This window comes from Enterococcus sp. AZ091, assembly GCF_051714805.1.
Classification (GTDB): Bacteria; Bacillota; Bacilli; order Lactobacillales; family Enterococcaceae; genus Enterococcus_D; species Enterococcus_D gallinarum.
In genome coordinates this window covers 790714-815597 of sequence record NZ_JBIOSO010000002.1, presented here as the reverse complement: position 1 = coordinate 815597, position 24884 = coordinate 790714, and the positions used below count along the sequence as shown (strand labels likewise).

Annotated in this window: 25 protein-coding genes and 1 pseudogene; 15 read left to right on the top strand and 11 right to left on the bottom strand. The window is 39.6% G+C overall.

The window, feature by feature from the left end:
• Window positions 1-170: 170 nt before the first annotated feature.
• From mobT to IGJ28_RS16200, 11 genes and pseudogenes are all read left to right on the top strand, one after another.
• Window positions 171-1376 carry a MobT family relaxase gene (gene mobT, locus IGJ28_RS16250; RefSeq protein ID WP_000398284.1) on the top strand — a complete coding sequence of 402 codons (1206 nt, stop codon included), beginning with the start codon at window positions 171-173 and terminating at the stop codon, window positions 1374-1376.
• Between the two features lie 42 nt (window positions 1377-1418).
• Window positions 1419-1640, top strand: a complete 222-nt coding sequence (locus tag IGJ28_RS16245; protein ID WP_001009056.1) for a hypothetical protein — start codon at window positions 1419-1421, stop codon at window positions 1638-1640.
• Window positions 1641-1756: 116 nt separating this feature from the next.
• On the top strand, window positions 1757-2254 hold the full coding sequence (locus tag IGJ28_RS16240) for an antirestriction protein ArdA (protein ID WP_000342539.1): 498 nt from the start codon (window positions 1757-1759) through the stop codon (window positions 2252-2254).
• An 88-nt stretch (window positions 2255-2342) separates the two neighbouring features.
• Window positions 2343-2735 (top strand): conjugal transfer protein, encoded by a 393-nt coding sequence (locus IGJ28_RS16235; RefSeq protein WP_000723888.1) that lies wholly within the window; start codon window positions 2343-2345, stop codon window positions 2733-2735.
• The gene (locus IGJ28_RS16230; protein WP_000331160.1) at window positions 2719-5166 is read left to right on the top strand and encodes an ATP-binding protein; all 2448 of its coding nucleotides are present in this window, start codon (window positions 2719-2721) and stop codon (window positions 5164-5166) included. The genes IGJ28_RS16235 and IGJ28_RS16230 overlap by 17 nt, the downstream gene beginning before the upstream one ends.
• Before the next feature lie 2 nt (window positions 5167-5168).
• On the top strand, window positions 5169-7346 hold the full coding sequence (locus IGJ28_RS16225) for a CD3337/EF1877 family mobilome membrane protein (RefSeq protein WP_000804748.1): 2178 nt from the start codon (window positions 5169-5171) through the stop codon (window positions 7344-7346).
• On the top strand, window positions 7343-8344 hold the full coding sequence (locus IGJ28_RS16220; protein ID WP_000769868.1) for a bifunctional lytic transglycosylase/C40 family peptidase: 1002 nt from the start codon (window positions 7343-7345) through the stop codon (window positions 8342-8344). The genes IGJ28_RS16225 and IGJ28_RS16220 overlap by 4 nt, the downstream gene beginning before the upstream one ends.
• A complete protein-coding gene (locus IGJ28_RS16215) occupies window positions 8341-9273 on the top strand; it encodes a conjugal transfer protein (protein ID WP_001224318.1) in 933 nt (310 codons plus the stop codon). Before IGJ28_RS16220 ends, IGJ28_RS16215 begins: the two co-directional genes overlap by 4 nt.
• A gap of 313 nt (window positions 9274-9586) precedes the next feature.
• Window positions 9587-9634, top strand: a pseudogene (locus tag IGJ28_RS16210) (hypothetical protein); the annotation flags it as partial.
• A 15-nt stretch (window positions 9635-9649) separates the two neighbouring features.
• Complete coding sequence (tet(M), locus tag IGJ28_RS16205; RefSeq protein ID WP_000691749.1) at window positions 9650-11569, top strand: tetracycline resistance ribosomal protection protein Tet(M); 1920 nt, start codon at window positions 9650-9652, stop codon at window positions 11567-11569.
• A gap of 100 nt (window positions 11570-11669) precedes the next feature.
• Entirely contained in the window at window positions 11670-11855 is a 186-nt protein-coding gene (locus tag IGJ28_RS16200) for a cysteine-rich KTR domain-containing protein (RefSeq protein ID WP_011058338.1), read from the top strand.
• Window positions 11856-11914: 59 nt separating this feature from the next.
• Here the strand turns inward: IGJ28_RS16200 and IGJ28_RS16195 are convergent, their stop codons facing one another.
• Window positions 11915-12268, bottom strand: a complete 354-nt coding sequence (locus tag IGJ28_RS16195) for a helix-turn-helix transcriptional regulator (protein WP_001227347.1) — start codon at window positions 12266-12268, stop codon at window positions 11915-11917.
• 504 nt (window positions 12269-12772) lie between these two features.
• Here IGJ28_RS16195 and IGJ28_RS16190 point away from each other — a divergent pair.
• From IGJ28_RS16190 to IGJ28_RS16175, 4 genes are all read left to right on the top strand, one after another.
• On the top strand, window positions 12773-13195 hold the full coding sequence (locus tag IGJ28_RS16190) for a sigma-70 family RNA polymerase sigma factor (RefSeq protein ID WP_000804885.1): 423 nt from the start codon (window positions 12773-12775) through the stop codon (window positions 13193-13195).
• Window positions 13192-13422 carry a helix-turn-helix domain-containing protein gene (locus tag IGJ28_RS16185; RefSeq protein WP_000857133.1) on the top strand — a complete coding sequence of 77 codons (231 nt, stop codon included), beginning with the start codon at window positions 13192-13194 and terminating at the stop codon, window positions 13420-13422. Before IGJ28_RS16190 ends, IGJ28_RS16185 begins: the two co-directional genes overlap by 4 nt.
• A gap of 460 nt (window positions 13423-13882) precedes the next feature.
• Window positions 13883-14086 carry an excisionase gene (locus IGJ28_RS16180; RefSeq protein ID WP_000814511.1) on the top strand — a complete coding sequence of 68 codons (204 nt, stop codon included), beginning with the start codon at window positions 13883-13885 and terminating at the stop codon, window positions 14084-14086.
• 81 nt (window positions 14087-14167) lie between these two features.
• Window positions 14168-15385 (top strand): tyrosine-type recombinase/integrase, encoded by a 1218-nt coding sequence (locus IGJ28_RS16175; protein ID WP_001291561.1) that lies wholly within the window; start codon window positions 14168-14170, stop codon window positions 15383-15385.
• Window positions 15386-15563: 178 nt separating this feature from the next.
• On the opposite strand, the gene IGJ28_RS16170 is transcribed toward IGJ28_RS16175, so the two are convergent.
• The 10 genes from IGJ28_RS16170 to IGJ28_RS16125 all read right to left on the bottom strand — a co-directional run bounded on the left by IGJ28_RS16170 (window position 15564) and on the right by IGJ28_RS16125 (window position 24766).
• The gene (locus tag IGJ28_RS16170) at window positions 15564-15773 is read right to left on the bottom strand and encodes an RNA polymerase sigma factor (protein WP_438845487.1); all 210 of its coding nucleotides are present in this window, start codon (window positions 15771-15773) and stop codon (window positions 15564-15566) included.
• A 56-nt stretch (window positions 15774-15829) separates the two neighbouring features.
• Window positions 15830-16069 carry a GlsB/YeaQ/YmgE family stress response membrane protein gene (locus IGJ28_RS16165; RefSeq protein ID WP_005471142.1) on the bottom strand — a complete coding sequence of 80 codons (240 nt, stop codon included), beginning with the start codon at window positions 16067-16069 and terminating at the stop codon, window positions 15830-15832.
• 72 nt (window positions 16070-16141) lie between these two features.
• Window positions 16142-16507, bottom strand: a complete 366-nt coding sequence (locus IGJ28_RS16160; protein WP_005471141.1) for a DUF956 family protein — start codon at window positions 16505-16507, stop codon at window positions 16142-16144.
• 113 nt (window positions 16508-16620) lie between these two features.
• Complete coding sequence (locus tag IGJ28_RS16155; RefSeq protein WP_003126195.1) at window positions 16621-17532, bottom strand: PTS system mannose/fructose/sorbose family transporter subunit IID; 912 nt, start codon at window positions 17530-17532, stop codon at window positions 16621-16623.
• 20 nt (window positions 17533-17552) lie between these two features.
• A complete protein-coding gene (locus IGJ28_RS16150; protein WP_003126194.1) occupies window positions 17553-18356 on the bottom strand; it encodes a PTS mannose/fructose/sorbose transporter subunit IIC in 804 nt (267 codons plus the stop codon).
• 29 nt (window positions 18357-18385) lie between these two features.
• Window positions 18386-19375: a mannose/fructose/sorbose PTS transporter subunit IIB gene (locus IGJ28_RS16145; RefSeq protein ID WP_003126193.1), complete on the bottom strand. Its 990-nt coding sequence runs from the start codon at window positions 19373-19375 to the stop codon at window positions 18386-18388.
• Window positions 19376-19445: 70 nt separating this feature from the next.
• Window positions 19446-19940 carry a PTS system mannose/fructose/N-acetylgalactosamine-transporter subunit IIB gene (locus tag IGJ28_RS16140; RefSeq protein ID WP_029486684.1) on the bottom strand — a complete coding sequence of 165 codons (495 nt, stop codon included), beginning with the start codon at window positions 19938-19940 and terminating at the stop codon, window positions 19446-19448.
• A gap of 227 nt (window positions 19941-20167) precedes the next feature.
• On the bottom strand, window positions 20168-22993 hold the full coding sequence (locus IGJ28_RS16135) for a sigma-54-dependent transcriptional regulator (RefSeq protein WP_005471136.1): 2826 nt from the start codon (window positions 22991-22993) through the stop codon (window positions 20168-20170).
• Window positions 22994-23224: 231 nt separating this feature from the next.
• Window positions 23225-23761 carry a GNAT family N-acetyltransferase gene (locus IGJ28_RS16130; RefSeq protein WP_252711430.1) on the bottom strand — a complete coding sequence of 179 codons (537 nt, stop codon included), beginning with the start codon at window positions 23759-23761 and terminating at the stop codon, window positions 23225-23227.
• A gap of 96 nt (window positions 23762-23857) precedes the next feature.
• Window positions 23858-24766: a diacylglycerol/lipid kinase family protein gene (locus IGJ28_RS16125; protein WP_081131633.1), complete on the bottom strand. Its 909-nt coding sequence runs from the start codon at window positions 24764-24766 to the stop codon at window positions 23858-23860.
• Window positions 24767-24884 lie beyond the last annotated feature (118 nt).

Here is a 24884-nt window from a genome sequence, read left to right as displayed (position 1 = left end):
GGCTGGTGTGGCAATAGCCACGCCAGCACTTAACCCCCCGTATCTAACAGGGGGGTACAAATCGACAGGAAACAGTCAAAAAAACATTAGAAAATCCTTTGGTTACAAGGGATTTACAAAATTTCAGCGTATGTCAAATGGGCTTTAAAAGTTGACATACGCCTTTTTGATTGGAGGGATTTTTACTGAATGAACAAACTTGGTTACAGCATTTAAAAGAAAAACGCTTGGCTTATGGACTATCTCAAAACCGTTTAGCTGTTGCGACTGGTATTACAAGGCAGTATCTAAGCGATATTGAAACAGGAAAAGTCAAGCCATCAGAGGATTTACAGCAGTCCCTTTGGGAAGCTCTGGAACGCTTCAATCCCGACGCTCCCCTTGAAATGCTGTTTGATTATGTAAGGATTCGCTTTCCGACAACAGACGTACAGCAGGTGGTCGAAAACATCTTACAACTGAAACTGTCCTATTTTCTTCATGAGGACTATGGTTTCTATTCTTATTCAGAGCATTATGCTTTAGGCGACATATTCGTCCTTTGCTCCCATGAACTGGACAAAGGAGTTCTGGTGGAATTGAAAGGTCGTGGGTGCAGACAATTTGAAAGCTATCTTCTGGCACAACAAAGAAGCTGGTATGAGTTCTTTATGGACGTTTTGGTGGCTGGCGGTGTGATGAAACGCCTTGACCTTGCCATTAACGATAAGACAGGGATTTTGAATATCCCTGTACTCACTGAAAAGTGCCAACAGGAAGAATGTATCTCCGTCTTCCGCAGTTTTAAAAGCTATCGCAGTGGCGAACTGGTACGCAAAGAGGAAAAGGAATGTATGGGAAACACCCTCTATATCGGTTCATTACAAAGTGAAGTTTATTTCTGTATCTATGAAAAGGACTACGAGCAGTACAAGAAAAATGATATTCCCATTGAAGACGCAGAAGTAAAAAACCGTTTTGAGATTCGATTGAAAAATGAGCGTGCCTATTATGCAGTCCGTGATTTACTCGTCTATGACAATCCAGAGCATACCGCCTTTAAAATTATCAATCGGTATATCCGTTTTGTAGATAAAGACGATTCCAAACCTCGTTCTGATTGGAAACTGAATGAAGAATGGGCTTGGTTTATTGGGAACAATCGTGAACGATTAAAACTAACCACAAAACCAGAGCCTTACTCCTTCCAAAGGACGCTGAACTGGCTATCTCATCAAGTTGCCCCGACCTTAAAGGTTGCGATTAAACTTGATGAAATCAACCAGACGCAGGTTGTAAAAGACATTCTCGACCATGCGAAACTGACAGACCGACACAAGCAGATTTTGAAGCAACAGTCAGTAAAAGAACAGGACGTGATAACAACAAAAAAATAACTCAAATACAAATTCATTGAATATAGAGAGGAGAACATTTTTATGAATTTTGGACAAAACCTTTATAACTGGTTTCTATCAAACGCTCAATCACTGGTGCTTTTAGCAATCGTTGTGATTGGCTTGTATCTTGGCTTCAAGCGTGAGTTTAGCAAACTGATTGGCTTTTTAATTATTGCGATTATTGCGGTTGGCTTAGTCTTCAACGCTGCTGGAGTAAAAGACATTTTACTAGAGCTATTCAATCGCATTATTGGTGCTTAAATAAAACCGTTCTTTTGTGGAATATAAGTGGTTTTCTTATGTTCCGCAAAGGAATGGTACACCAAACGAAGTGCGGTAGGGATTTTTGAATCTCTACAAAGAAAGGACGTGAATATATGGACGATATGCAAGTCTATATTGCGAATTTAGGCAAATACAATGAGGGCGAATTGGTCGGTGCGTGGTTTACCTTTCCCATTGACTTTGAGGAAGTCAAAGAGAAAATCGGCTTGAATGATGAATATGAGGAATACGCCATTCATGACTACGAGTTACCCTTTACGGTTGACGAATACACTTCCATTGGCGAACTCAATCGACTATGGGAAATGGTATCGGAATTACCCGAAGAATTACAATCGGAGCTATCTGCTCTGCTCACTCATTTTTCAAGCATTGAAGAACTAAGCGAACATCAAGAGGATATTATCATTCATTCCGATTGTGATGATATGTATGACGTGGCACGCTACTACATTGAAGAAACGGGTGCTTTAGGCGAAGTACCAGCTAGTCTTCAAAACTATATTGATTATCAAGCCTATGGTCGGGATTTAGACCTTTCAGGAACGTTTATCTCAACCAATCATGGGATTTTTGAAATCGTCTATTAAATCTGTCGGTACATTACTACTGGCAGATTTTCTATTTTACGGGGTGGCTCAATCAGCTACCCCTATTTTTTATGAAAGGATTGATTACATGAAGAAAATACGAAGCTATACCAGTATCTGGTCTGTGGAAAAGGTACTGTATTCTATCAATGATTTTAGACTTCCGTTTCCCATAACCTTTACGCAAATGACATGGTTTGTCGTGTCACTCTTTGCAGTGATGATACTTGGCAACTTGCCCCCTCTTTCCATGATAGAGGGAGCATTTCTCAAATACTTTGGGATTCCTGTGGCTTTCACATGGTTTATGTCTACAAAAACTTTTGATGGTAAAAAGCCTTATGGATTTTTGAAGTCTGTCATTGCTTATGCACTGCGACCAAAGCTGACCTATGCAGGAAAAAAAGTAACGCTTGGCAGAAACCAGCCACAAGAAGCCATTACAGCAGTTAGGAGTGAATTTTATGGCATATCCAATTAAATACATTGAAAACAATCTCGTCTGGAATAAAGACGGGGAATGTTATGCTTACTATGAGCTTGTTCCTTACAATTACTCATTTCTAAGTCCAGAACAGAAAATACAAGTGCATGATTCTTTCAGACAGCTTATCGCACAAAATCGTGATGGCAAAATTCATGCTTTACAAATCAGTACAGAATCCAGCATACGTTCTGCACAAGAGCGTTCCAAAAATGAAGTCACTGGCAAGCTCAAAGCGGTTGCCTATGACAAAATCGACCAACAGACAGACGCTTTAATATCCATGATTGGCGAAAATCAAGTGAACTACCGTTTCTTTATCGGCTTTAAGTTGCTTCTCAACGATCAGGAGTTTTCTATGAAAAGTCTTACCGTTGAAGCAAAAAATGCTTTGTCTGATTTTGTCTATGATGTGAACCATAAGCTGATGGGCGATTTTGTTAGTATGAGTAATGATGAAATCCTGCGTTTTCAGAAGATGGAAAAGCTCTTAGAAAATAAAATCTCTCGTCGTTTCAAAATCCGCAGGTTAGATAAGGACGACTTCGGCTATCTGATTGAACACCTTTACGGACAGACAGGCACTGCCTATGAAGAGTATGAGTACCATCTATCAAAGAAAAAGCTGGATAATGAAACGCTGATTAAATACTATGACTTGATTAAGCCTACTCGCTGTTTGGTGGAAGAAAAACAGCGATATTTGAAAATCCAGCAGGAAGATGAAACCGTCTATGTAGCTTACTTTACCATTAACAGCATTGTCGGAGAACTGGACTTCCCGTCCTCTGAAATCTTCTACTACCAGCAACAGCAATTTACATTCCCGATTGATACGTCAATGAATGTGGAAATTGTAGCGAATCGTAAAGCCCTATCTACTGTCCGCAATAAAAAGAAAGAACTGAAAGACTTGGATAACCACGCTTGGCAAAGTGATAATGAAACCAGCTCCAATGTGGCGGAAGCTCTGGAAAGTGTGAATGAGCTGGAAACCAATTTAGACCAAAGCAAGGAATCTATGTACAAGCTGTCTTATGTGGTAAGGGTATCAGCAAATGATCTTGACGAACTCAAACGTCGTTGTAATGAAGTGAAAGATTTTTATGACGATTTAAGCGTAAAACTGGTACGACCATTTGGGGATATGCTCGGCTTACATGAAGAATTTTTACCTGCCAGCAAGCGTTATATGAATGATTATATTCAATACGTGACCTCTGATTTCCTCGCTGGTTTAGGTTTTGGTGCTACTCAAATGCTGGGGGAAAATGAGGGGATTTATGTTGGCTACAGCTTAGATACTGGACGCAATGTCTATCTGAAACCTGCTCTTGCCAGTCAAGGGGTTAAGGGTTCAGTAACCAATGCGTTAGCGTCGGCTTTTGTTGGTTCGCTGGGTGGTGGTAAATCCTTTGCGAATAACCTTATCGTCTATTATGCGGTGCTTTATGGGGCACAAGCAGTGATTGTAGACCCAAAAGCAGAACGTGGCAGATGGAAAGAAACCTTGCCAGAGATTTCCCATGAAATCAATATCGTCACTCTGACTTCTGATGAGAAAAACAAAGGCTTACTTGACCCTTATGTGATTATGAAAAATCCCAAAGATTCTGAATCACTGGCTATTGATATTCTGACATTCCTTACGGGGATTTCCTCTCGTGATGGGGAACGCTTCCCAATCCTTAGAAAAGCCATTCGTGCAGTAACCAATAGTGAAGTACGAGGGTTGATGAAAGTGATTGAGGAATTACGGGTTGAGAATACGCCACTAAGTACCAGTATAGCCGACCATATCGAAAGTTTTACAGACTATGACTTTGCACATTTATTATTCAGTAATGGTTATGTGGAGCAGTCTATCAGCTTAGAAAAACAACTGAACATTATACAGGTTGCGGACTTGGTACTTCCCGACAAGGAAACTTCCTTTGAGGAATATACCACTATGGAGCTTTTATCCGTTGCTATGCTGATTGTCATTAGTACCTTTGCTTTAGACTTTATCCATACAGACCGAAGCATTTTCAAGATTGTAGATTTAGACGAAGCATGGAGCTTTTTACAGGTAGCACAAGGAAAAACACTATCTATGAAGCTGGTTCGGGCTGGTCGTGCTATGAACGCTGGGGTATATTTCGTGACCCAAAATACAGACGACCTCTTAGATGAAAAACTGAAAAATAACCTCGGCTTAAAATTTGCATTTCGTTCCACTGACCTTAACGAGATTAAAAAGACCTTAGCCTTTTTTGGTGTAGACCCAGAGGACGAAAACAATCAGAAGCGATTGCGTGATTTGGAAAACGGGCAATGCCTTATCAGTGATTTATATGGTCGTGTCGGTGTGATACAGTTCCACCCTGTATTTGAAGAACTGCTCCATGCCTTTGATACCAGACCACCTGTGCGAAAAGAGGTGTAAATGTGAAACCATCAATAGTAAACAGAATAAAATCAAACTGGACGCTGAAACGTCTAGGTAAAGTGGCAATGACAGTGGCTTTCACACTTGTGATTGCCATTTTTCTTTTAGCCATGCTGGGAACGGTGGTTCAAGCTGCGGGCTTGGTAGATGATACGGTCAATGTGGCAAATGAATACAGCCGATACCCACTTGAAAACTATCAACTGGATTTTTATGTGGATAATAGCTGGGGCTGGCTTCCGTGGAACTGGTCGGACGGGATTGGAAAACAGGTCATGTATGGACTATATGCCATTACCAATTTTATTTGGACAATCAGTTTGTATGTTTCCAATGCGACAGGTTACTTAGTACAGGAAGCCTATTCCTTAGACTTCATTTCCGCTACAGCAGATTCCATTGGTAAGAATATGCAGACCTTAGCTGGTGTGAGTGCAAACGGATTTTCAACAGAGGGTTTCTATGTTGGATTCCTCTTACTCTTGATTTTGGTTCTTGGGGTTTATGTTGCCTATACGGGACTGATAAAGAGAGAAACCACAAAGGCAATTCATGCCATTATGAATTTTGTGCTGGTGTTTATCCTATCGGCTTCCTTTATTGCCTACGCTCCCGACTACATTAAAAAAATCAATGACTTTTCATCAGACATCAGTAATGCCAGTTTATCACTTGGCACGAAGATTGTCATGCCCCATTCCGATAGTCAAGGCAAGGACAGCGTGGACTTAATCAGAGATAGCCTGTTTTCCATACAGGTTCAGCAACCGTGGCTACTGCTTCAATACAACAGTTCAGACATTGAAAGTATCGGTATTGACCGTGTGGAAAGCCTGCTCTCCACCAGCCCAGATTCCAACAATGGCGAAGACAGAGAAAAAATTGTTGCGGAAGAAATTGAAGACAGAAGCAATACCAATCTAACCATTACAAAGACCATTAACCGTTTAGGTACAGTCTTCTTCCTATTTGTCTTCAATATTGGGATTTCCATATTTGTATTCCTATTAACAGGAATCATGATTTTCTCGCAGGTACTTTTTATCATCTATGCTATGTTTCTGCCTGTGAGCTTTATTTTAAGCATGATTCCATCATTTGATGGTATGTCAAAACGAGCCATAACAAAGCTCTTTAATACCATTTTGACACGAGCTGGAATCACATTGATTATTACGACAGCATTTAGTATTTCAACCATGCTCTATACCTTATCGGCTGGTTATCCGTTCTTTTTGATTGCTTTTCTACAGATTGTGACCTTTGCAGGAATCTACTTCAAGCTGGGCGATTTAATGAGTATGTTTTCTCTACAGAGTAACGATTCTCAAAGTGTGGGAAGTCGTGTGATGAGAAAACCTCGTATGCTTATGCACGCTCACATGCACCGTCTACAGCGGAAACTTGGACGTTCCATGACTACTCTAGGGGCTGGGTCTGCCATTGTTACAGGTAAAAAAGGACAGTCGGGTTCGGGGAGTTCTGCAAGGACACAAGCAGATCACTCCCGACCAGACGGAAAGGAAAAATCAACACTTGGAAAACGTATCGGTCAAACCATCGGTACAGTAGCTGATACCAAAGACAGAATGGTAGACACTGCTAGTGGTTTGAAAGAACAGGTTAAAGATTTGCCGACCAATGCAAGATATGCAGTATATCAAGGAAAATCCAAAGTAAAAGAGAATGTCCGTGATTTAACCAGTAGTATTTCTCAAACCAAAGCGGACAGAGCCAGTGGACGCAAGGAACAGCAGGAACAAAGGCGAAAAACCATTGCGAAGCGTCGCTCTGAAATGGAACAGGTCAAACAGAAAAAACAGCCTGCTTCTTCTGTTCATGAAAGACCGACTACAAGACAAGAACAATATCATGATGAACAGACCTCAAAACAGTCTAATATTCAGACTTCATATAAGGAATCTCAACAAGCCAAACAAGAGCGTCCAGCAGTTAAGTCCGATTTTTCAAGTCCAAAAGTGGAACGCCAAGGCAATACCGTTCAAGAAAAAACCGTTCAAAAGCCAGCAACTTCAACCACTACAGCAGATAGAACTTCACAACGTCCAATCACAAAAGAACGTCCGTCTACTGTTCAAAGAGTACCACTACAAAATACAAGAAGTAGACCACCAATCAAAACCGCCACCATTAAGAAAGTCGGTAAGAAACCATGAAGTTGAAAACTTTAGTGATTGGTGGTTCTGGATTATTCTTGATGGTCTTCTCACTGCTTCTGTTTGTTGCCATTTTATTTTCAGATGAACAGGACAGCGGAATTTCCAATATTCATTATGGAGGTGTGAATGTTTCCGCAGAAGTGCTGGCTCATAAGCCTATGGTAGAAAAATATGCCAAAGAATATGGCGTTGAAGAATATGTCAACATACTTCTTGCGATTATACAGGTGGAATCGGGCGGTACTGCGGAAGATGTTATGCAGTCCTCGGAATCCCTCGGTCTTCCACCTAATTCATTGAGTACAGAAGAATCCATTAAGCAAGGTGTGAAGTATTTCAGTGAATTATTAGCCAGTAGCGAAAGGCTCAGTGTAGATTTAGAATCGGTTATCCAGTCCTACAATTATGGTGGTGGTTTCTTAGGGTATGTGGCTAATCGTGGAAATAAATATACCTTTGAACTGGCTCAAAGTTTCTCAAAAGAGTATTCAGGTGGCGAAAAAGTGTCTTACCCCAATCCCATAGCCATACCTATCAATGGGGGCTGGCGATACAACTATGGCAATATGTTTTATGTGCAACTGGTAACGCAGTATCTTGTCACAACAGAGTTTGATGATGATACGGTACAAGCCATCATGGACGAAGCACTGAAATATGAGGGCTGGCGATACGTTTACGGTGGAGCTTCCCCGACTACTTCTTTTGATTGTAGCGGACTGACACAATGGACGTATGGAAAAGCTGGAATTAACTTACCACGAACCGCACAACAGCAATATGATGTGACCCAGCATATCCCACTATCGGAAGCACAAGCTGGCGATTTGGTTTTCTTTCATTCTACCTATAACGCTGGCTCTTATATTACTCATGTTGGGATATACCTTGGCAATAACCGTATGTTTCATGCAGGCGACCCAATCGGTTATGCCGACTTAACAAGCCCCTACTGGCAACAGCATTTAGTGGGAGCAGGACGAATCAAACAATGAGAAAGGAAGATTTAATGATGAAATTTAGAAAAAATCAGAATAAAGAAAAACAGATACCAAAGGAAAAGAAACCTCGTGTCTATAAGGTCAATCCTCATAAAAAGGTTGTGATTGCCTTGTGGGTACTTTTAGGGCTTAGTTTCAGCTTTGCGATATTCAAGCACTTTACAGCTATAGATACTCATACTATTCACGAAACAACTATCATAGAAAAGGAATACGTTGATACTCATCATGTAGAAAATTTTGTAGAGAACTTTGCGAAAGTCTACTATTCATGGGAGCAATCCGATAAGTCCATTGATAATCGAATGGAAAGTCTAAAAGGCTATCTGACAGATGAACTTCAAGCTCTCAATGTTGATACAGTACGCAAAGATATTCCTGTATCGTCTTCTGTAAGAGGATTTCAGATATGGACGGTAGAGCCAACTGGCGACAATGAGTTTAATGTAACCTACAGTGTAGACCAGCTCATTACAGAGGGAGAAAATACAAAGACCGTCCACTCTGCTTATATAGTGAGTGTCTATGTAGATGGTTCTGGAAATATGGTACTGGTTAAGAATCCGACCATTACCAACATACCTAAGAAATCAAGTTATAAACCAAAAGCCATTGAAAGTGAGGGGACGGTTGATTCCATTACAACCAATGAAATCAATGAGTTTTTAACGACGTTCTTCAAGCTCTATCCTACAGCGACAGCCAGTGAACTTTCCTACTATGTGAATGACGGGATATTAAAACCAATCGGAAAAGAGTACATCTTTCAAGAACTGGTAAATCCTATTCACAATCGTAAGGATAATCAAGTCACGGTATCGCTGACAGTGGAGTATATCGACCAGCAGACCAAAGCAACGCAGGTATCTCAATTTGATTTGGTACTTGAAAAGAACGGGAGTAATTGGAAGATTATAGAATAACAAATATTGGTACATTATTACAGCTATTTTGTAATCACGTACTCTCTTTGATAAAAAATTGGAGATTCCTTTACAAATATGCTCTTACGTGCTATTATTTAAGTATCTATTTAAAAGGAGTTAATAAATATGCGGCAAGGTATTCTTAAATAAACTGTCAATTTGATAGCGGGAACAAATAATTGGATGTCCTTTTTTAGGAGGGCTTAGTTTTTTGTACCCAGTTTAAGAATACCTTTATCATGTGATTCTAAAGTATCCGGAGAATATCTGTATGCTTTGTATGCCTATGGTTATGCATAAAAATCCCAGTGATAAGAGTATTTATCACTGGGATTTTTATGCCCTTTTGGGCTTTTGAATGGAGGAAAATCACATGAAAATTATTAATATTGGAGTTTTAGCTCATGTTGATGCAGGAAAAACTACCTTAACAGAAAGCTTATTATATAACAGTGGAGCGATTACAGAATTAGGAAGCGTGGACAAAGGTACAACGAGGACGGATAATACGCTTTTAGAACGTCAGAGAGGAATTACAATTCAGACAGGAATAACCTCTTTTCAGTGGGAAAATACGAAGGTGAACATCATAGACACGCCAGGACATATGGATTTCTTAGCAGAAGTATATCGTTCATTATCAGTTTTAGATGGGGCAATTCTACTGATTTCTGCAAAAGATGGCGTACAAGCACAAACTCGTATATTATTTCATGCACTTAGGAAAATGGGGATTCCCACAATCTTTTTTATCAATAAGATTGACCAAAATGGAATTGATTTATCAACGGTTTATCAGGATATTAAAGAGAAACTTTCTGCCGAAATTGTAATCAAACAGAAGGTAGAACTGTATCCTAATGTGTGTGTGACGAACTTTACCGAATCTGAACAATGGGATACGGTAATAGAGGGAAACGATGACCTTTTAGAGAAATATATGTCCGGTAAATCATTAGAAGCATTGGAACTCGAACAAGAGGAAAGCATAAGATTTCAGAATTGTTCTCTGTTCCCTCTTTATCATGGAAGTGCAAAAAGTAATATAGGGATTGATAACCTTATAGAAGTTATTACTAATAAATTTTATTCATCAACACATCGAGGTCCGTCTGAACTTTGCGGAAATGTTTTCAAAATTGAATATACAAAAAAAAGACAACGTCTTGCATATATACGCCTTTATAGTGGAGTACTACATTTACGAGATTCGGTTAGAGTATCAGAAAAAGAAAAAATAAAAGTTACAGAAATGTATACTTCAATAAATGGTGAATTATGTAAGATTGATAGAGCTTATTCTGGAGAAATTGTTATTTTGCAAAATGAGTTTTTGAAGTTAAATAGTGTTCTTGGAGATACAAAACTATTGCCACAGAGAAAAAAGATTGAAAATCCGCACCCTCTACTACAAACAACTGTTGAACCGAGTAAACCTGAACAGAGAGAAATGTTGCTTGATGCCCTTTTGGAAATCTCAGATAGTGATCCGCTTCTACGATATTACGTGGATTCTACGACACATGAAATTATACTTTCTTTCTTAGGGAAAGTACAAATGGAAGTGATTAGTGCACTGTTGCAAGAAAAGTATCATGTGGAGATAGAACTAAAAGAGCCTACAGTCATTTATATGGAGAGACCGTTAAAAAATGCAGAATATACCATTCACATCGAAGTGCCGCCAAATCCTTTCTGGGCTTCCATTGGTTTATCTGTATCACCGCTTCCGTTGGGAAGTGGAATGCAGTATGAGAGCTCGGTTTCTCTTGGATACTTAAATCAATCATTTCAAAATGCAGTTATGGAAGGGATACGCTATGGTTGTGAACAAGGATTGTATGGTTGGAATGTGACGGACTGTAAAATCTGTTTTAAGTATGGCTTATACTATAGCCCTGTTAGTACCCCAGCAGATTTTCGGATGCTTGCTCCTATTGTATTGGAACAAGTCTTAAAAAAAGCTGGAACAGAATTGTTAGAGCCATATCTTAGTTTTAAAATTTATGCGCCACAGGAATATCTTTCACGAGCATACAACGATGCTCCTAAATATTGTGCGAACATCGTAGACACTCAATTGAAAAATAATGAGGTCATTCTTAGTGGAGAAATCCCTGCTCGGTGTATTCAAGAATATCGTAGTGATTTAACTTTCTTTACAAATGGACGTAGTGTTTGTTTAACAGAGTTAAAAGGGTACCATGTTACTACCGGTGAACCTGTTTGCCAGCCCCGTCGTCCAAATAGTCGGATAGATAAAGTACGATATATGTTCAATAAAATAACTTAGTGTATTTTATGTTGTTATATAAATATGGTTTCTTGTTAAATAAGATGAAATATTTTTTAATAAAGATTTGAATTAAAGTGTAAAGGAGGAGATAGTTATTATAAACTACAAGTGGATATTGTGTCCTGTATGTGGAAATAAAACACGATTAAAGATAAGGGAAGATACTGAATTAAAAAAATTCCCCCTCTATTGTCCGAAATGCAGACAAGAAAATTTAATTGAAATAAAGCAGTTCAAAGTAACTGTGATTACAGAGCCAGACGCAAAGACGCAGAGCCGATAAAATGAGATTAATACAATCTCATTTTATCGGCTCTTTCCGTTATGTATGGATTCTTTTAATTAGTCTTCGATGTTTCTTGCTTCGTTGATACCGCTGGCTAAAGATTCCATTAAGGATAGTTCTTTGTCTGTAAAGCTATCCATGTATTTCTCTATCTGTAATCGTCGGGTGCTTTTTACCAAGTTATTAGCAGGTAAGAAAAATTCATCAACGGAAACATGAAGTAACGATACAAGGTCATAAAGAACTTGTATGCTGGGGTGTTGCCCTTTATTTTCAATATTAGTTAAGTACCGTGGGTCAATTTCAATCAATGCTCCCACTTGTTCACGAGTTAAACCTCGTTTCAATCGAGCTTCTTTAATGGCTAAACCAAAGGCTCTAAAATCATATTTATCTTCTTTTTTACGCATAGTAGACCACCTCTATACATTTTATTGTTCCTACTGAATTAAAAACAGGTATAGAAAAACGTGTTATATGGTTTATAGGTTTATATTTAATAAAAAGCACTACTAAACGCCAATAAAAAAAACCGTTATATGGTAGTGCTATTTACGCTGTTAAAATATTGTATATTACTTCCAAATGGCGGTTTGTTGGAGGTCAACGTCGCCATGAAGTACATCATATACAATAAATTTCCTTACATTGGGTTCTTGTCAAAAAAAGTCGTCTATCTGCAATAGATAAGTACGTCCACCAATGTGGTTTTATAAATCATATAGATAGAATAACAGAAGCATGTAAACAGAGAAATAAATCTGTTTATATGCTTTTTTGGCTATTCAGAACTTTTTTACAAAGTTTATTTATCAGTAATGCAACAAATCCCCCTTTCACATTGGGACTAAGAGTGAAAGGAGATAAACGAGCAAGGCTCACTTCCTTTCCTAGACAGAAAGGGGGTGAGAAACATGAAACCATCTTCTTTTCAGACCACAATAGAAAATCAGTTTGACTATATCTGTAAACGTGCTATGGAAGACGAGCGAAAGAATTATATGCTTTATCTTTCAAGGATTGCAAAGCGTGAGGTGTCCTTTTCGGATGTTGGCGATTATCTTGTTAGCCAGTTTGCGACAACAGATAACTATTCAACTGACTTTCAGATTTTTACACTCAATGGGTTATCAGTAGGCGTTGAAAATGATTTGTTGAGTGAAGCATTACGTGAGTTGCCAGACAAGAAACGTGAAATTCTACTGCTGTTTTACTTTATGGACATGAGCGATTCAGAAATTGCAGACCTGTTGAAATTGAACCGTTCTACTGTCTATCGGCATAGAACCAGTGGACTAGCCTTAATTAAAAAGTTTATGGAGGAATTTGAAGAATGAAAACACAATATCCTATGATTCCCTTTCCTCTCATTGTAAAGGCAACAGATGGCGATACCGAAGCGATTAACCAGATTCTACATCATTACAGAGGGTACATAACGAAGCGTTCCCTACGACTTATGAAAGATGAATATGGCAATCAAAGTATGGTCGTTGATGAAGTCTTACGTGGAAGAATGGAAACCAGACTGATTACAAAGATTTTGTCATTTGAAATTAAGTAATATCCTCTCTCCTTTCGTGGAAGCGTGCTAAACCATTCCACGCTTCCCGAACAGGGAGGTTTGTTATTCCACCAAAGCATATTGAGCTTTCAATGTGTTTTGATAGGCTAACGAGCCATTGTTCTTTGAAAACTGAATAAAAGTAATCGAATACGTTTCGATAAGAAAAGAGCCAACGGAACTAACCGCCATGACCTATCTTATAAAGATAGCGAGCGATTCATGTTAGTGATCCGAGAAGCAATCTTTAGCAGGATTGCCTGCAACGACATTCTTATCGTGATAATGATACTCCCATACAGTCAATAGTCCGAGCGTGATAAAACCGTCGCAGGCAATGAGTATGGCTACATGAGAACCATGCAGGGGTGGAACTCCCGTGAGCTTTGCTAAAGCTGTTCGATTGCTGGTAAAACAACTTTTATGAAATCCAAATAAGTGATTTGGAAAGGAGGATTTTATGAAGCAGACTGACATTCCTATTTGGGAACGTTATACCCTAACCATTGAAGAAGCGTCAAAATATTTTCGTATTGGCGAAAACAAGCTACGACGCTTGGCAGAGGAAAATAAAAATGCAAATTGGCTGATTATGAATGGCAATCGTATTCAGATTAAACGAAAACAATTTGAAAAAATTATAGATACATTGGACGCAATCTAGCGTCGCCAAAGGGTCTTGTATATGATAAAATAGTATTAAGTCGTATCAAGGCTCTTTCCATAAAGGAAAGGAGCAAATGCCATGTCAGAAAAAAGACGTGACAATAAAGGTCGAATCTTAAAGACTGGAGAGAGCCAACGAAAAGACGGAAGATACTTATACAAATATATAGATTCATTTGGAGAACCGCAATTTGTTTACTCGTGGAAACTTGTGGCTACAGACCGAGTACCAGCAGGAAAGCGTGATTGTATCTCACTTAGAGAGAAAATCGCAGAGTTACAGAAAGACATTCATGATGGTATTGATGTTGTAGGAAAGAAAATGACACTCTGCCAGCTTTACGCAAAACAGAACGCTCAAAGACCAAAGGTTAGAAAAAACACTGAAACTGGACGCAAATATCTTATGGATATTTTGAAGAAAGACAAGTTAGGTGTAAGAAGTATTGACAGTATTAAGCCATCAGACGCTAAAGAATGGGCTATTAGAATGAGTGAAAATGGTTATGCTTATCAAACCATCAATAACTACAAACGTTCTTTAAAGGCTTCATTCTATATTGCTATACAAGATGATTGTGTTCGGAAGAATCCATTTGACTTTCAACTGAAAGCAGTTCTTGATGATGATACTGTCCCTAAGACCGTACTAACAGAAGAACAGGAAGAAAAACTGTTAGCCTTTGCAAAAGCTGATAAAACCTACAGCAAAAATTATGATGAAATTCTGATACTCTTAAAAACAGGTCTTCGTATTTCAGAGTTTGGTGGTTTGACACTTCCAGATTTAGATTTTGAGAATCGTCTTGTCAATATAGACCATCAGCTATTGAGAGATACTGAAATTGGGTACTACATTGAAACACCAAAGACCAAAAGTGGCGAACGTCAAGTTCCTATGGTTGAAGAAGCCTATCAAGCATTTAAGCGAGTGTTAGCGAATCGAAAGAATGATAAGCGTGTTGAGATTGATGGATATAGTGATTTCCTCTTTCTTAATAGAAAGAACTATCCAAAAGTGGCAAGTGATTACAACGGCATGATGAAAGGTCTTGTTAAGAAATACAATAAGTATAACGAGGATAAATTGCCACACATCACTCCACATAGTTTGCGACATACATTCTGTACCAACTATGCAAATGCAGGAATGAATCCAAAGGCATTACAGTACATTATGGGACATGCTAATATAGCCATGACGCTGAACTATTACGCACATGCAACATTCGATTCTGCAATGGCAGAAATGAAACGCTTGAATAAAGAGAAGCAACAGGAGCGTCTTGTTGCTTAGTAGTACAAATGAATTTACTACTTATTTACCACTTCTGACAGCTAAGACATGAGGAAATATGCAAAGAAACGTGAAGTATCTTCCTACAGTAAAAATACTCGAAAGCACATAGAATAAGGCTTTACGAGCATTTAAGAAAATATAAAAAGATAATTAGAAATTTATACTTTGTTTATATTTAAAAATAGTTGATTTGCTTTTCGTTTAGCTCATCGAGAGATTCCGCTATGACGAGAAACGCCTCACTGACTAAATCTTGGGCCTGCTCTTTATTTTTTGTAAAATAAAACGCATACAAAAAACAGTCTTGCGAGTAATCTTTATATATTTTTGCTAACAGTTCATCTCCCAACTCAGTCACCCCTCCATACCTACTATACGAACTCACAGAGAAAAAGTCACAAAAAAAAAAAGCCATTCATTAAAAAAATGAATGGCTGTAAGTTATTTTCTACGTCCCAAGAAGAACGAAACAACAGCGACAAAAATGACCGCTCCGATAATGGCAGGAACAATTGCCATTCCAGCAATCTGTGGTCCCCATGTTCCAAATAGTGCTTGACCAATCGATGCCCCAACTAGCCCGGCTACGATATCAAAGATACAACCGCGTTTCTCACCAGCGATTGCGCCTCCGATTGATCCGATGACCGCACCTACGATCAATGTCCATAAAAAATGCATAATACCCCTCCTAAACTTTCTAATAAAAGGGTACCACATCAATTATGGTTTGAACAAAAATATGCCTGCATGTTATTTTCTGCGAGTGAACGCCCGCTTTAGCACATCGAAAAAGCCAAGAGAATGAACCATATGATCCGGATCAACATAGACGCGAATCGCCCGCAAAACTTTCTTGGGCTCTTTCGAAGAAAAAGTATAGGTGCCATTTTTTTTCGTCCGAATAGCGTACCTTGGGATCCAACGACCTTTGAACATGACAGAGGCAATCACGTAATCTACATCTTCCCAAGGAATCTGGATAAACTTCCGCTGGTCACGGTCGTTGTAAAATTCAAAAGCCTTGTCGCCGATCATAATTTTGCCATATTCGTTGATACCCAAAAATGAGGTCGCATCGATCGTCAAATCAACTTTGGTGTTCAGGGATTGTACCATAATTTGTTTGCTCCATTTCTACGTCTTATTGTTTCTTATTATACTTGTTCTGATGATTTTTGGCGAATAGATAAAAAGTGCTTGGGTTTCCCCAAGCACTTTTAGTTGAAAGATTAGAACAATCCGATCAAGTGTCCACCGATACCGACTAAGAACAAACCGATAATGATGATGATTGGAGAAACTTTTTTCTTCAATAACCACATACATAACAAAGTAAGTAATAGTGCAGCCAACCCAGGAATCAATTGATCCAAGTTGTTTTGCAAGGTTGTTACTTTCGTATCTGTTAATGCACGGCCTTCAGCGACTTGTTGGAATGCTTGTTGTAACCCTTCTGGACCTGATGGCAATTTTGCCCAATCCACATATGCTCCTTCATCAAGAGGGACACGAGATACAACTGGTGCAAATGAAATTGATACCCAACGTTGAACAAGCGATCCTAATACGAACATCCCTAGGATTGAAGCACCTTTTGTTACGTCTTGCAGCAAACCACCTGAAAGGTCATCTGTGATTTTTGATCCGGCACGGTAGCCAAATTCTTGTGTATACCACATAAATGCCCAACGAATGATATTCCAAGCCAAGAAGAAGATGATTGGGCCTAATATGTTTCCTCCTAACGCTAGAGAAGCACCTAGAGCTCCTAACATCGGACGAACAGTAAACCAGAATACAGGGTCACCGACACCAGCCAAAGGACCCATCATACCAACTTTTACCCCTTGGATCGCTACATCATCGACAGCGGCTCCATTGGCACGTTCTTCTTCCAATGCTAAAGTTACCCCTAGAATTGGTGAAGCAATATATGGGTGAGTGTTAAAGAATTCCAAATGACGCTTCAAAGCAGCGGCACGGTCTTCTTTTGTTTTGTATAATTTTTTGATTGCTGGAATCATTGAGAATGCCCAACCACCATTTTGCATACGTTCATAGTTCCATGAACCTTGAATGAAGGTAGAGCGCCATGCTACGGCTAAACGATCTTTTTTACTTAATTGAATTTTTTCTGCCATTTTTTTCTCCTCCTTCGATTCTAATAGTCATTCAAGATATCGCCTAGAGGGTCGCCAGTGTTGCTGCCGCCGCCTCCATTTGATGATCCGCCCATTTTGGTGATGTTCAAGTAAATCAATGCAATAGCTACTGCCAATGCACCGATCGCAATCAATGTCAATTCAGAAATCGCTGCAATCACAAAACCAATGATGAAGAATGGCCATACTTCACGAGTTGCCATCATGTTGATAACCATTGCGTAACCTACGGCAACAACCATACCACCACCGATAGCCATACCATCTGTTAACCAAGCTGGCATAGATTCTAGGAAGTTTTGAACAGTTGCAGCTGGAATTGCTAGCAATGCTGCTGCTGGAATCGCAATACGGATCCCTTGCATACATACGGCAATCACATGCCACATTTCGATTTTGCGGATATTACCTTCTTCAGCAGCTGCATCCATAAAGTGAACGATTGGTACAGCTAATGTACGTACGATCATTGTTAAGAACAAACCAGCTACAGCCAAAGGAATCGCAACGGCAATGGCTGTGTCAACACCGCCACGTCCTTGTCCACCTAAAACTAAAATAATTGCAGATGCAACAGATGCCAATGCAGCATCCGGTGCGACAGCGGCACCAATGTTTGCCCAACCTAACGCGATCATTTGTAATGATCCACCTAAAATAATACATGCTTCTAAGTTACCGGTCACTAGACCGATCAATGTACATGCCACTAGCGGTTGGTGGAATTGGAATTCATCCAAGATCCCTTCCATACCAGCTAAAAAGGCAACGACTACTACTAATACCATAGATATAATAGACATGATAGACCTCCTATTTAGTTGTATACTTTTTACTTGTTCGACAATTCGTTTTTCGCTTTACGCAAAATTTCATCCATGTTGTCGCGTGAATCGTTTGGTACTTTACGCACATCAAATTTGATGCCCCGTGATTTTAGTTCTTCGAACGTTTCAACGTCTTCAGTACCCATAGACAATACTTTACTTACAACAACTTTTCCGACTGAGTGAGCCATTGAACCAACGTTGACTTCTTGAATGTCTACGCCGCCTTCTACTACTCGCAATACATCTTCTGGATTTTCAAACAATAGCAATGCTTTCGTATTACCAAAACGAGGGTCTTTTGACACTTCGATCATTTTTTCTACTGGAATAACATTGGCTTTTACTCCTGGAGGAGCTGCTTGTTCGATCAATTTTTTACGCAAGTCGTCTTTTGCAACTGCATCTGATACTACGATGATCCGTGATGGATTCACTGATTTTGTCCATGCTGTAGCTACTTGTCCGTGAAGCAAACGAGAGTCAACACGAGCCAATACAATTTTGATCTTGCCATCGCCCAGTACAGTACCTGGAGGAAGTGATCCTTTAGGTTGATCGTCAGCCACAACTGGAGCAGCAGCTTCTGCCGGTTCAAGTTCTTCTGGTTTCACCTTGACCCCTTCTTTAGCTGTTTCAATGATATGTGCAGCAATCTCATGTGCTGTATTCATTGAAAAACGTGAAGCGTAAGCCTCGATGACCATTGGTAAATTCATACCAGCTACGATTGCCCATTTGTCTTTGTGGTCTTCAAACAAGCTGTTTGCTTGGTTGAAAGGTGTACCGCCCCAAAGATCAACTAAGAATAACACTTCTTCTTGATCGTCGAATGTGGCGATTGCTTCTTGCATTTTTGCTTTGATATCATCTGGGCCTTCACTTGGCATCAATGTTACAGCTTTAACATTTTCTTGTTCGCCGAAAATCATTGAACCAGATTGCAAAATGCCGTTTGCAAATTCTCCATGACTTGCTAGGATAATTCCTACCATCTTTTTACCTCCTATTTCAAAATTGATAAATGTGACACTTAAATGAAAGAAAAAAAGCAACGACGAAAAATCAAGTGTGACTACCCTCTTTTTCCAAAATATCCATCAAATAGATTTTACGATCAGCAGGAACTTTTCGAATCTCGACTTCAATGCCCTGTTTCTGCAAATAAAGCAGTGATTCGAGGTCTTGATCATTGACAGAAACAAAATTAGTGATCATCCGCTTTCCTATCGAAAAACTCATTCCTCCAATATTGATTGAATGAATCGGTAATCCGCCTTTGACTAGTGTGACAACATCTTGAGGATTGGTAAATAATAACATGACTTTTTGGGTATCAAATAATGCGTTATGTGCAACCTCAAGCATTTTCGCCACTGTGACGACATTGGATTTGATTCCTGGCGGAGCGGCTTCTTTCAAAAGAAATTTGCGAAGCTGATCATTTGCGACTTCATCACTGACAACGATGATTCGGTTAATACCAGTCATTTTCGACCAGGCTGTTGCTACTTGACCATGAATCAAACGATCATCGATCCGAGCAAGACGTATATCCATTCCCATCGTAAAAACCTCCTACATCCATCGATCCGCTGGCTATTTGTGGATCCCTTACTTTTTTCATTCACCTCCTGTATCCACTTATATAGAAGCAAGAAGCGTGCCAACTTTTATACAATACACTAATCTTTGGAAAGGCTTAAGAATCGGCCTCTTGATGATACACTAAAAAAGATACACTGAAAAACAGTGTATCTTTTTTAGTGTATTCTATTCTTAATGTATTATTGATCAGCCAAAACCGTTTTTTCTTGATGATTTTTAATCAACTCTGCTAAGTAATATTCTTCGCTTTCTGGTATTTCTACATTTAACAAGCGCGAGAACGAGCGAACATGGATGTGAAGTTTTTTGTACATCGGCTCTTGCTTCAGTTCAGAAACAAGGGGTTCATCGACAGTTAAAGGTTGCTTTAATACGATCCGTTCGATCATTCCAGCAGAGTGGAGCACAAAATTGATTTGAAACCCTGGTATTGCATCCGTCAATTCTAAATCATTGATCAATTGATGGCCAAATTGCCACAATGGCTCGATAACTTTTCGCGGATTGACAAAAGTCAGGTTTTGCTCCATATATTTAAAACAAATTTCTTCTGCTTGTTCTTCACCAAGTTCAACATCTTGTTCAAAACTCAGATCATTCTCTAACAAAATTTCTTCCAACAATTGATCTACATCTTGATCAATGAATCGTTCCAGAGAAATAAAAGGCGCATCGATTTTAGGATCTATAATCCCTGTCGTGGCGATCAGTTGATACTGTCTTTGTATGGGTTCTAACTCAGTCTTTAAATCAGCCACTGAAAGTGTCACAACCTCTACATTCTGATTTTGACGTTTCGAGAGGGAACTTTGAATTAGTTCTTTGATCCTCTGAGCCGTTCCTTTACCCGAGGCACAGATGGCTAAGATGGCTTTGCGATGATGATTGCTTAAGTGTCCCTCTGGCTGTTCAACGGAACCATAGCCGCGAAATTTTCTAAGCGATTCGTACAAACTATCGATGTCCGTGCCGATAACTGAGGCTTTTCGGACTGTTTCCAAAACGATTGATGTCGTCACCATATCGACAGTCCGTACAATCACACCTGTTTCCCTCTGAATCTCATTGTTGAAGGTAGCTAAAGATCCCATGTCTACTAATAAAATCACGCCGCTACCATCATTAACTGCTTGAACACTTTCTTCGATCTTTTTCAATGCAACGGTAGGCGGCATGTCCAAAGGCATGTCTACTGCTGCCACTTGATCCACTTCTAAAAGTTGTTGAACCACTTGAACCATACTGCTTGCCGTGCTGTTCCCATGGGCTGCTACAACTACACCAATTTTTCCAGAGGAATGGGCAGTCCGCAAAGATACGAGTAAAACAGCCAAATAATAGGTTTCACTTTCAGGAATCGATACTTTGAAACTATCACCAATAAATGTACGAATTTCTTTAGCAACTTCAAACTCTTTCGGATAGTCGGCGACCATTTGACGAATATTGTCATTGGTATGCCGTTCTTCTCCCAGATGAATTTTTTTCAAAAAAGAACTAATGTGTAAGCTCATCGCATACACAAAATTTTGCTGAAATTCATAGTTCAGCCTTGTGCGTACCAGATCATAAATACGATTTGTCACTGTGATCACTTTTTGATCCACAAACTCGCTCAATTTGTTTTCTGAATTGAAAGAAAAGCCGTGATCTTTGTAAAATGATTTCAAATGAACATTGATATCTGTAGATATGAAATGATTGATGGCTTCTTGATCCAGCCCATCCGCTTTTAATAAAGCAGCTTTATCGCCGATAATATCGTAAAGATTATACGGTAATTCATAAGAATCGGATTGAATATTATTAAGATTTTGGTTTGGTTGAACACGCACAGTCGGCTCAAGAATTTTGGACAGCTCTGCTAACTCATCTCGGCGATTCCCCAAGACCATTAATCCTGAGCGGATTCCTTCGGGAAGTTCGTCCAAATCAATCTCGATTTCATCTTGTTGCATATGATTCAAGAACCCTCGTGCACAGACCAACTGAACGTTGGACTTCAATTGACCAATATTTCCGAAGCTGACACTGCCAATCAACGCTTTAACGACATCTTCAGTCAATGTGATCGTGCGTTGGATTCGTGTTGCTTCTTGTCCTACAAGTACCCGAACAAGATCCACTTTTTCTGAGGCAGGTCGTTTTTCAAAAAACGGCAGTTGGATATTGATCGGAATTCTCCGAGTAAAAGTGTCCAACAATGTCGAATTGGGATCCTCAGTAGTTGCTCCGACGATGCGAACATTGGCTTGATGATTTTTACCAGTCTCACCTAATCGACTAAAGGTTCCATGATCCATAAAGTAAAAAATCATTTCTTGTCCTTCAGGCGGCAATCGATGTATTTCATCTAGAAATAGCATACTTTCATCCGCCTGATCAATGATTCCAGTTTTCTCCTGATCCGCTCCGGTAAAAGCACCGCGAACATAACCGAACAAATGGCTCATAAGCAACTCTGGATTATTGGCATAATCGGCACAGTTGAAAACGATCAACTCTTTTTCCTCTTCGATCACCTGATTGCTTTTCGCAAACTGAAACATGGCGTGAGCAAAATACGTCTTCCCTGAACCTGTTGGTCCAGTGATCAAACAATTCAGCCCCTTAGGAGGATACAGAATTGCCGCTTTGGCTTGTTCGACAGCATTTTTCATGCTGCCGTTCACACCAATGATCGTTGAAAAAATATCACGGTTTCCCAATTTGACATCCACTCGCTGCGGCGTAGCTTTCTCTCTTTGGGGGCGGTTCTCTTTATAACTTGGAACATATTTCTCAGGCCCAGACCGTGCATCTTGAGCTACCCAATACCTCACTGGCCGGGTATCACTCTTTTGAACGCGGCCTTCTTTGACAAGTTGATTCAAATCTTTGCTGGCATTGCTTCGTTGGATCATCAATTGATCAGCGACCTCTGATGTCGTCGTTCCCTTTTCATTCAAGCCATTTTCTGTATTTTCCAATAAAAATTGATAAATACGCTCAATCCGTTTCCCCAACAGCTCCGCCTCCTTGAAAGTTTTATCCTTGAATACTTTAATGGGTTTGAATAAAAATTGCAAATCTTTTCTGAATACTTTCCCTACTCAAACCAGCCAATAACCTAGCCACCCTTAAACACGCCCCTTGAAAAATCTTGCAGCATACAGCACTAACCATTTTTTCATAGCACCTTTTGATTAACTTAAGAATAAAGCATTTAGCAAAAAAAAGACAATCTAATGCTATGATTATTGTGTCAATGGGTAGGGAATAAATTTTGGCACGTCACCATCAAACTGCTGCAACTCTTTTTGCATCCATAAAACATCGTGCCACTGCTCAAACTTATAGCCAATTTGTGGGAAATATGCAACTTCTTTGTAACCAAATTTTTGATGGAACCTCACACTGCTTTCATTCCCAGCCGTGATACAAGCGGTCAAATTTACGATATTTTGTTTTTTCAACTCTGACTCCAAATGATGATAAAGCATCGTTCCTATCCCTTTTGCTTTTACTTCTCGATCGATGTAAACCGTCACTTCCGCCGTCCAGTCATAGGCAGCTCGTGTTTTGTAAGCGGTGGCATAAGCATAGCCAAGAATGACACCATTTTCTTCAGCAATCAAGTATGGATAATGCTGAAGCGTTTGAGTGATCCGGTGCGCAAACTCTTCCTCAGTTGGTATCTCTGTTTCAAAAGTAATAGCCGTATGATCTACATAAGGCGCATAAATTTTTAACAATGATTTGGTATCTGCAACAGCAGCCTTTCGAATGTTCATATATTCCCTTCTTTCTTCAAATTTTTATCAGTATACCTTTCTAATAAAAAAAAGACAATCCTTGTCTAAAAACAAGGATCATCTTTACCCACTAGCTTATGCTTGATTTTTTTCTTGCCCGCAAAACACAGTAATATGTTGTGGTAATACTTGGATCTCAACCGGCAGACTTGGACCAGGGTCTCCATCGACATTGGTTTCGATCGTTGTATCATCCAGTAGTTTGATCTGCGCTTTCTCAAACGTTAGATATCCAAGGGATTCGTTGGATTCCGTCACTCCTTTTAGCAGTTCGGGAATACTCTTGATGGTTTCCCAAAGATTGCTGTCTTTAATGTAGATAAGATGCAATTTCCCATCATTCGTACTCGCTTCTGGTAACAGCGATTCAAAACCACCGATCGTATTCGACGATCCTACGATCAGTGTGCTGCTTTCAATCTTGGTTTCTGTTGCTTCCTGACCACTAGTGATAATTTCAAATTGATGGCTTTCATTTTTGCGTACTTCCCGCAACCCGGAAAGGAAATAAGCCATTTTTCCAAGTTTCGTTTTTTCTTCAACTTCAACATTGTTGATAGCTGCTGGAATGATGCCGATCGCCACTACATTCATGAAATAATCGTCATTGATTTTCCCAATATCGATTTTGCGAGAATGATTCAACGAAAATGATTCGATTGCTTCTTCAGGATCAAGAGGAATGGCCAATGCACGAGCCAAATCATTGACTGTACCTAGAGGGAAAAAGCCAAAACGCGGACGCTCCTCATGACTAGCAATTCCGCTGATCGCCTCATTAACTGTACCATCACCTCCCATTGCAAACACGCTATCCACGGAGCCGACAGCTTCAGATGCGAACCGCTCGGCATCACCCGCTTTTTCTGTGTGTGCAACAGCCACTTCATCAAATAGTTCCTGCAATTTTTTTGTTGCTAATTCCTCGTATTCTGCAGCTTTTTCGCCTCCTGAACTAGGATTGACGATCAATAGTGCTTTCATCTCCTATGCCTCCTTAATGCTACTTCGTTTCACATTTTAGTATAACAAAGAGCCACCAGATTTGTCTTTTTTGCAAACCACCGCGAATAACTCTGACCGAATCTCCAATTGAATCGAA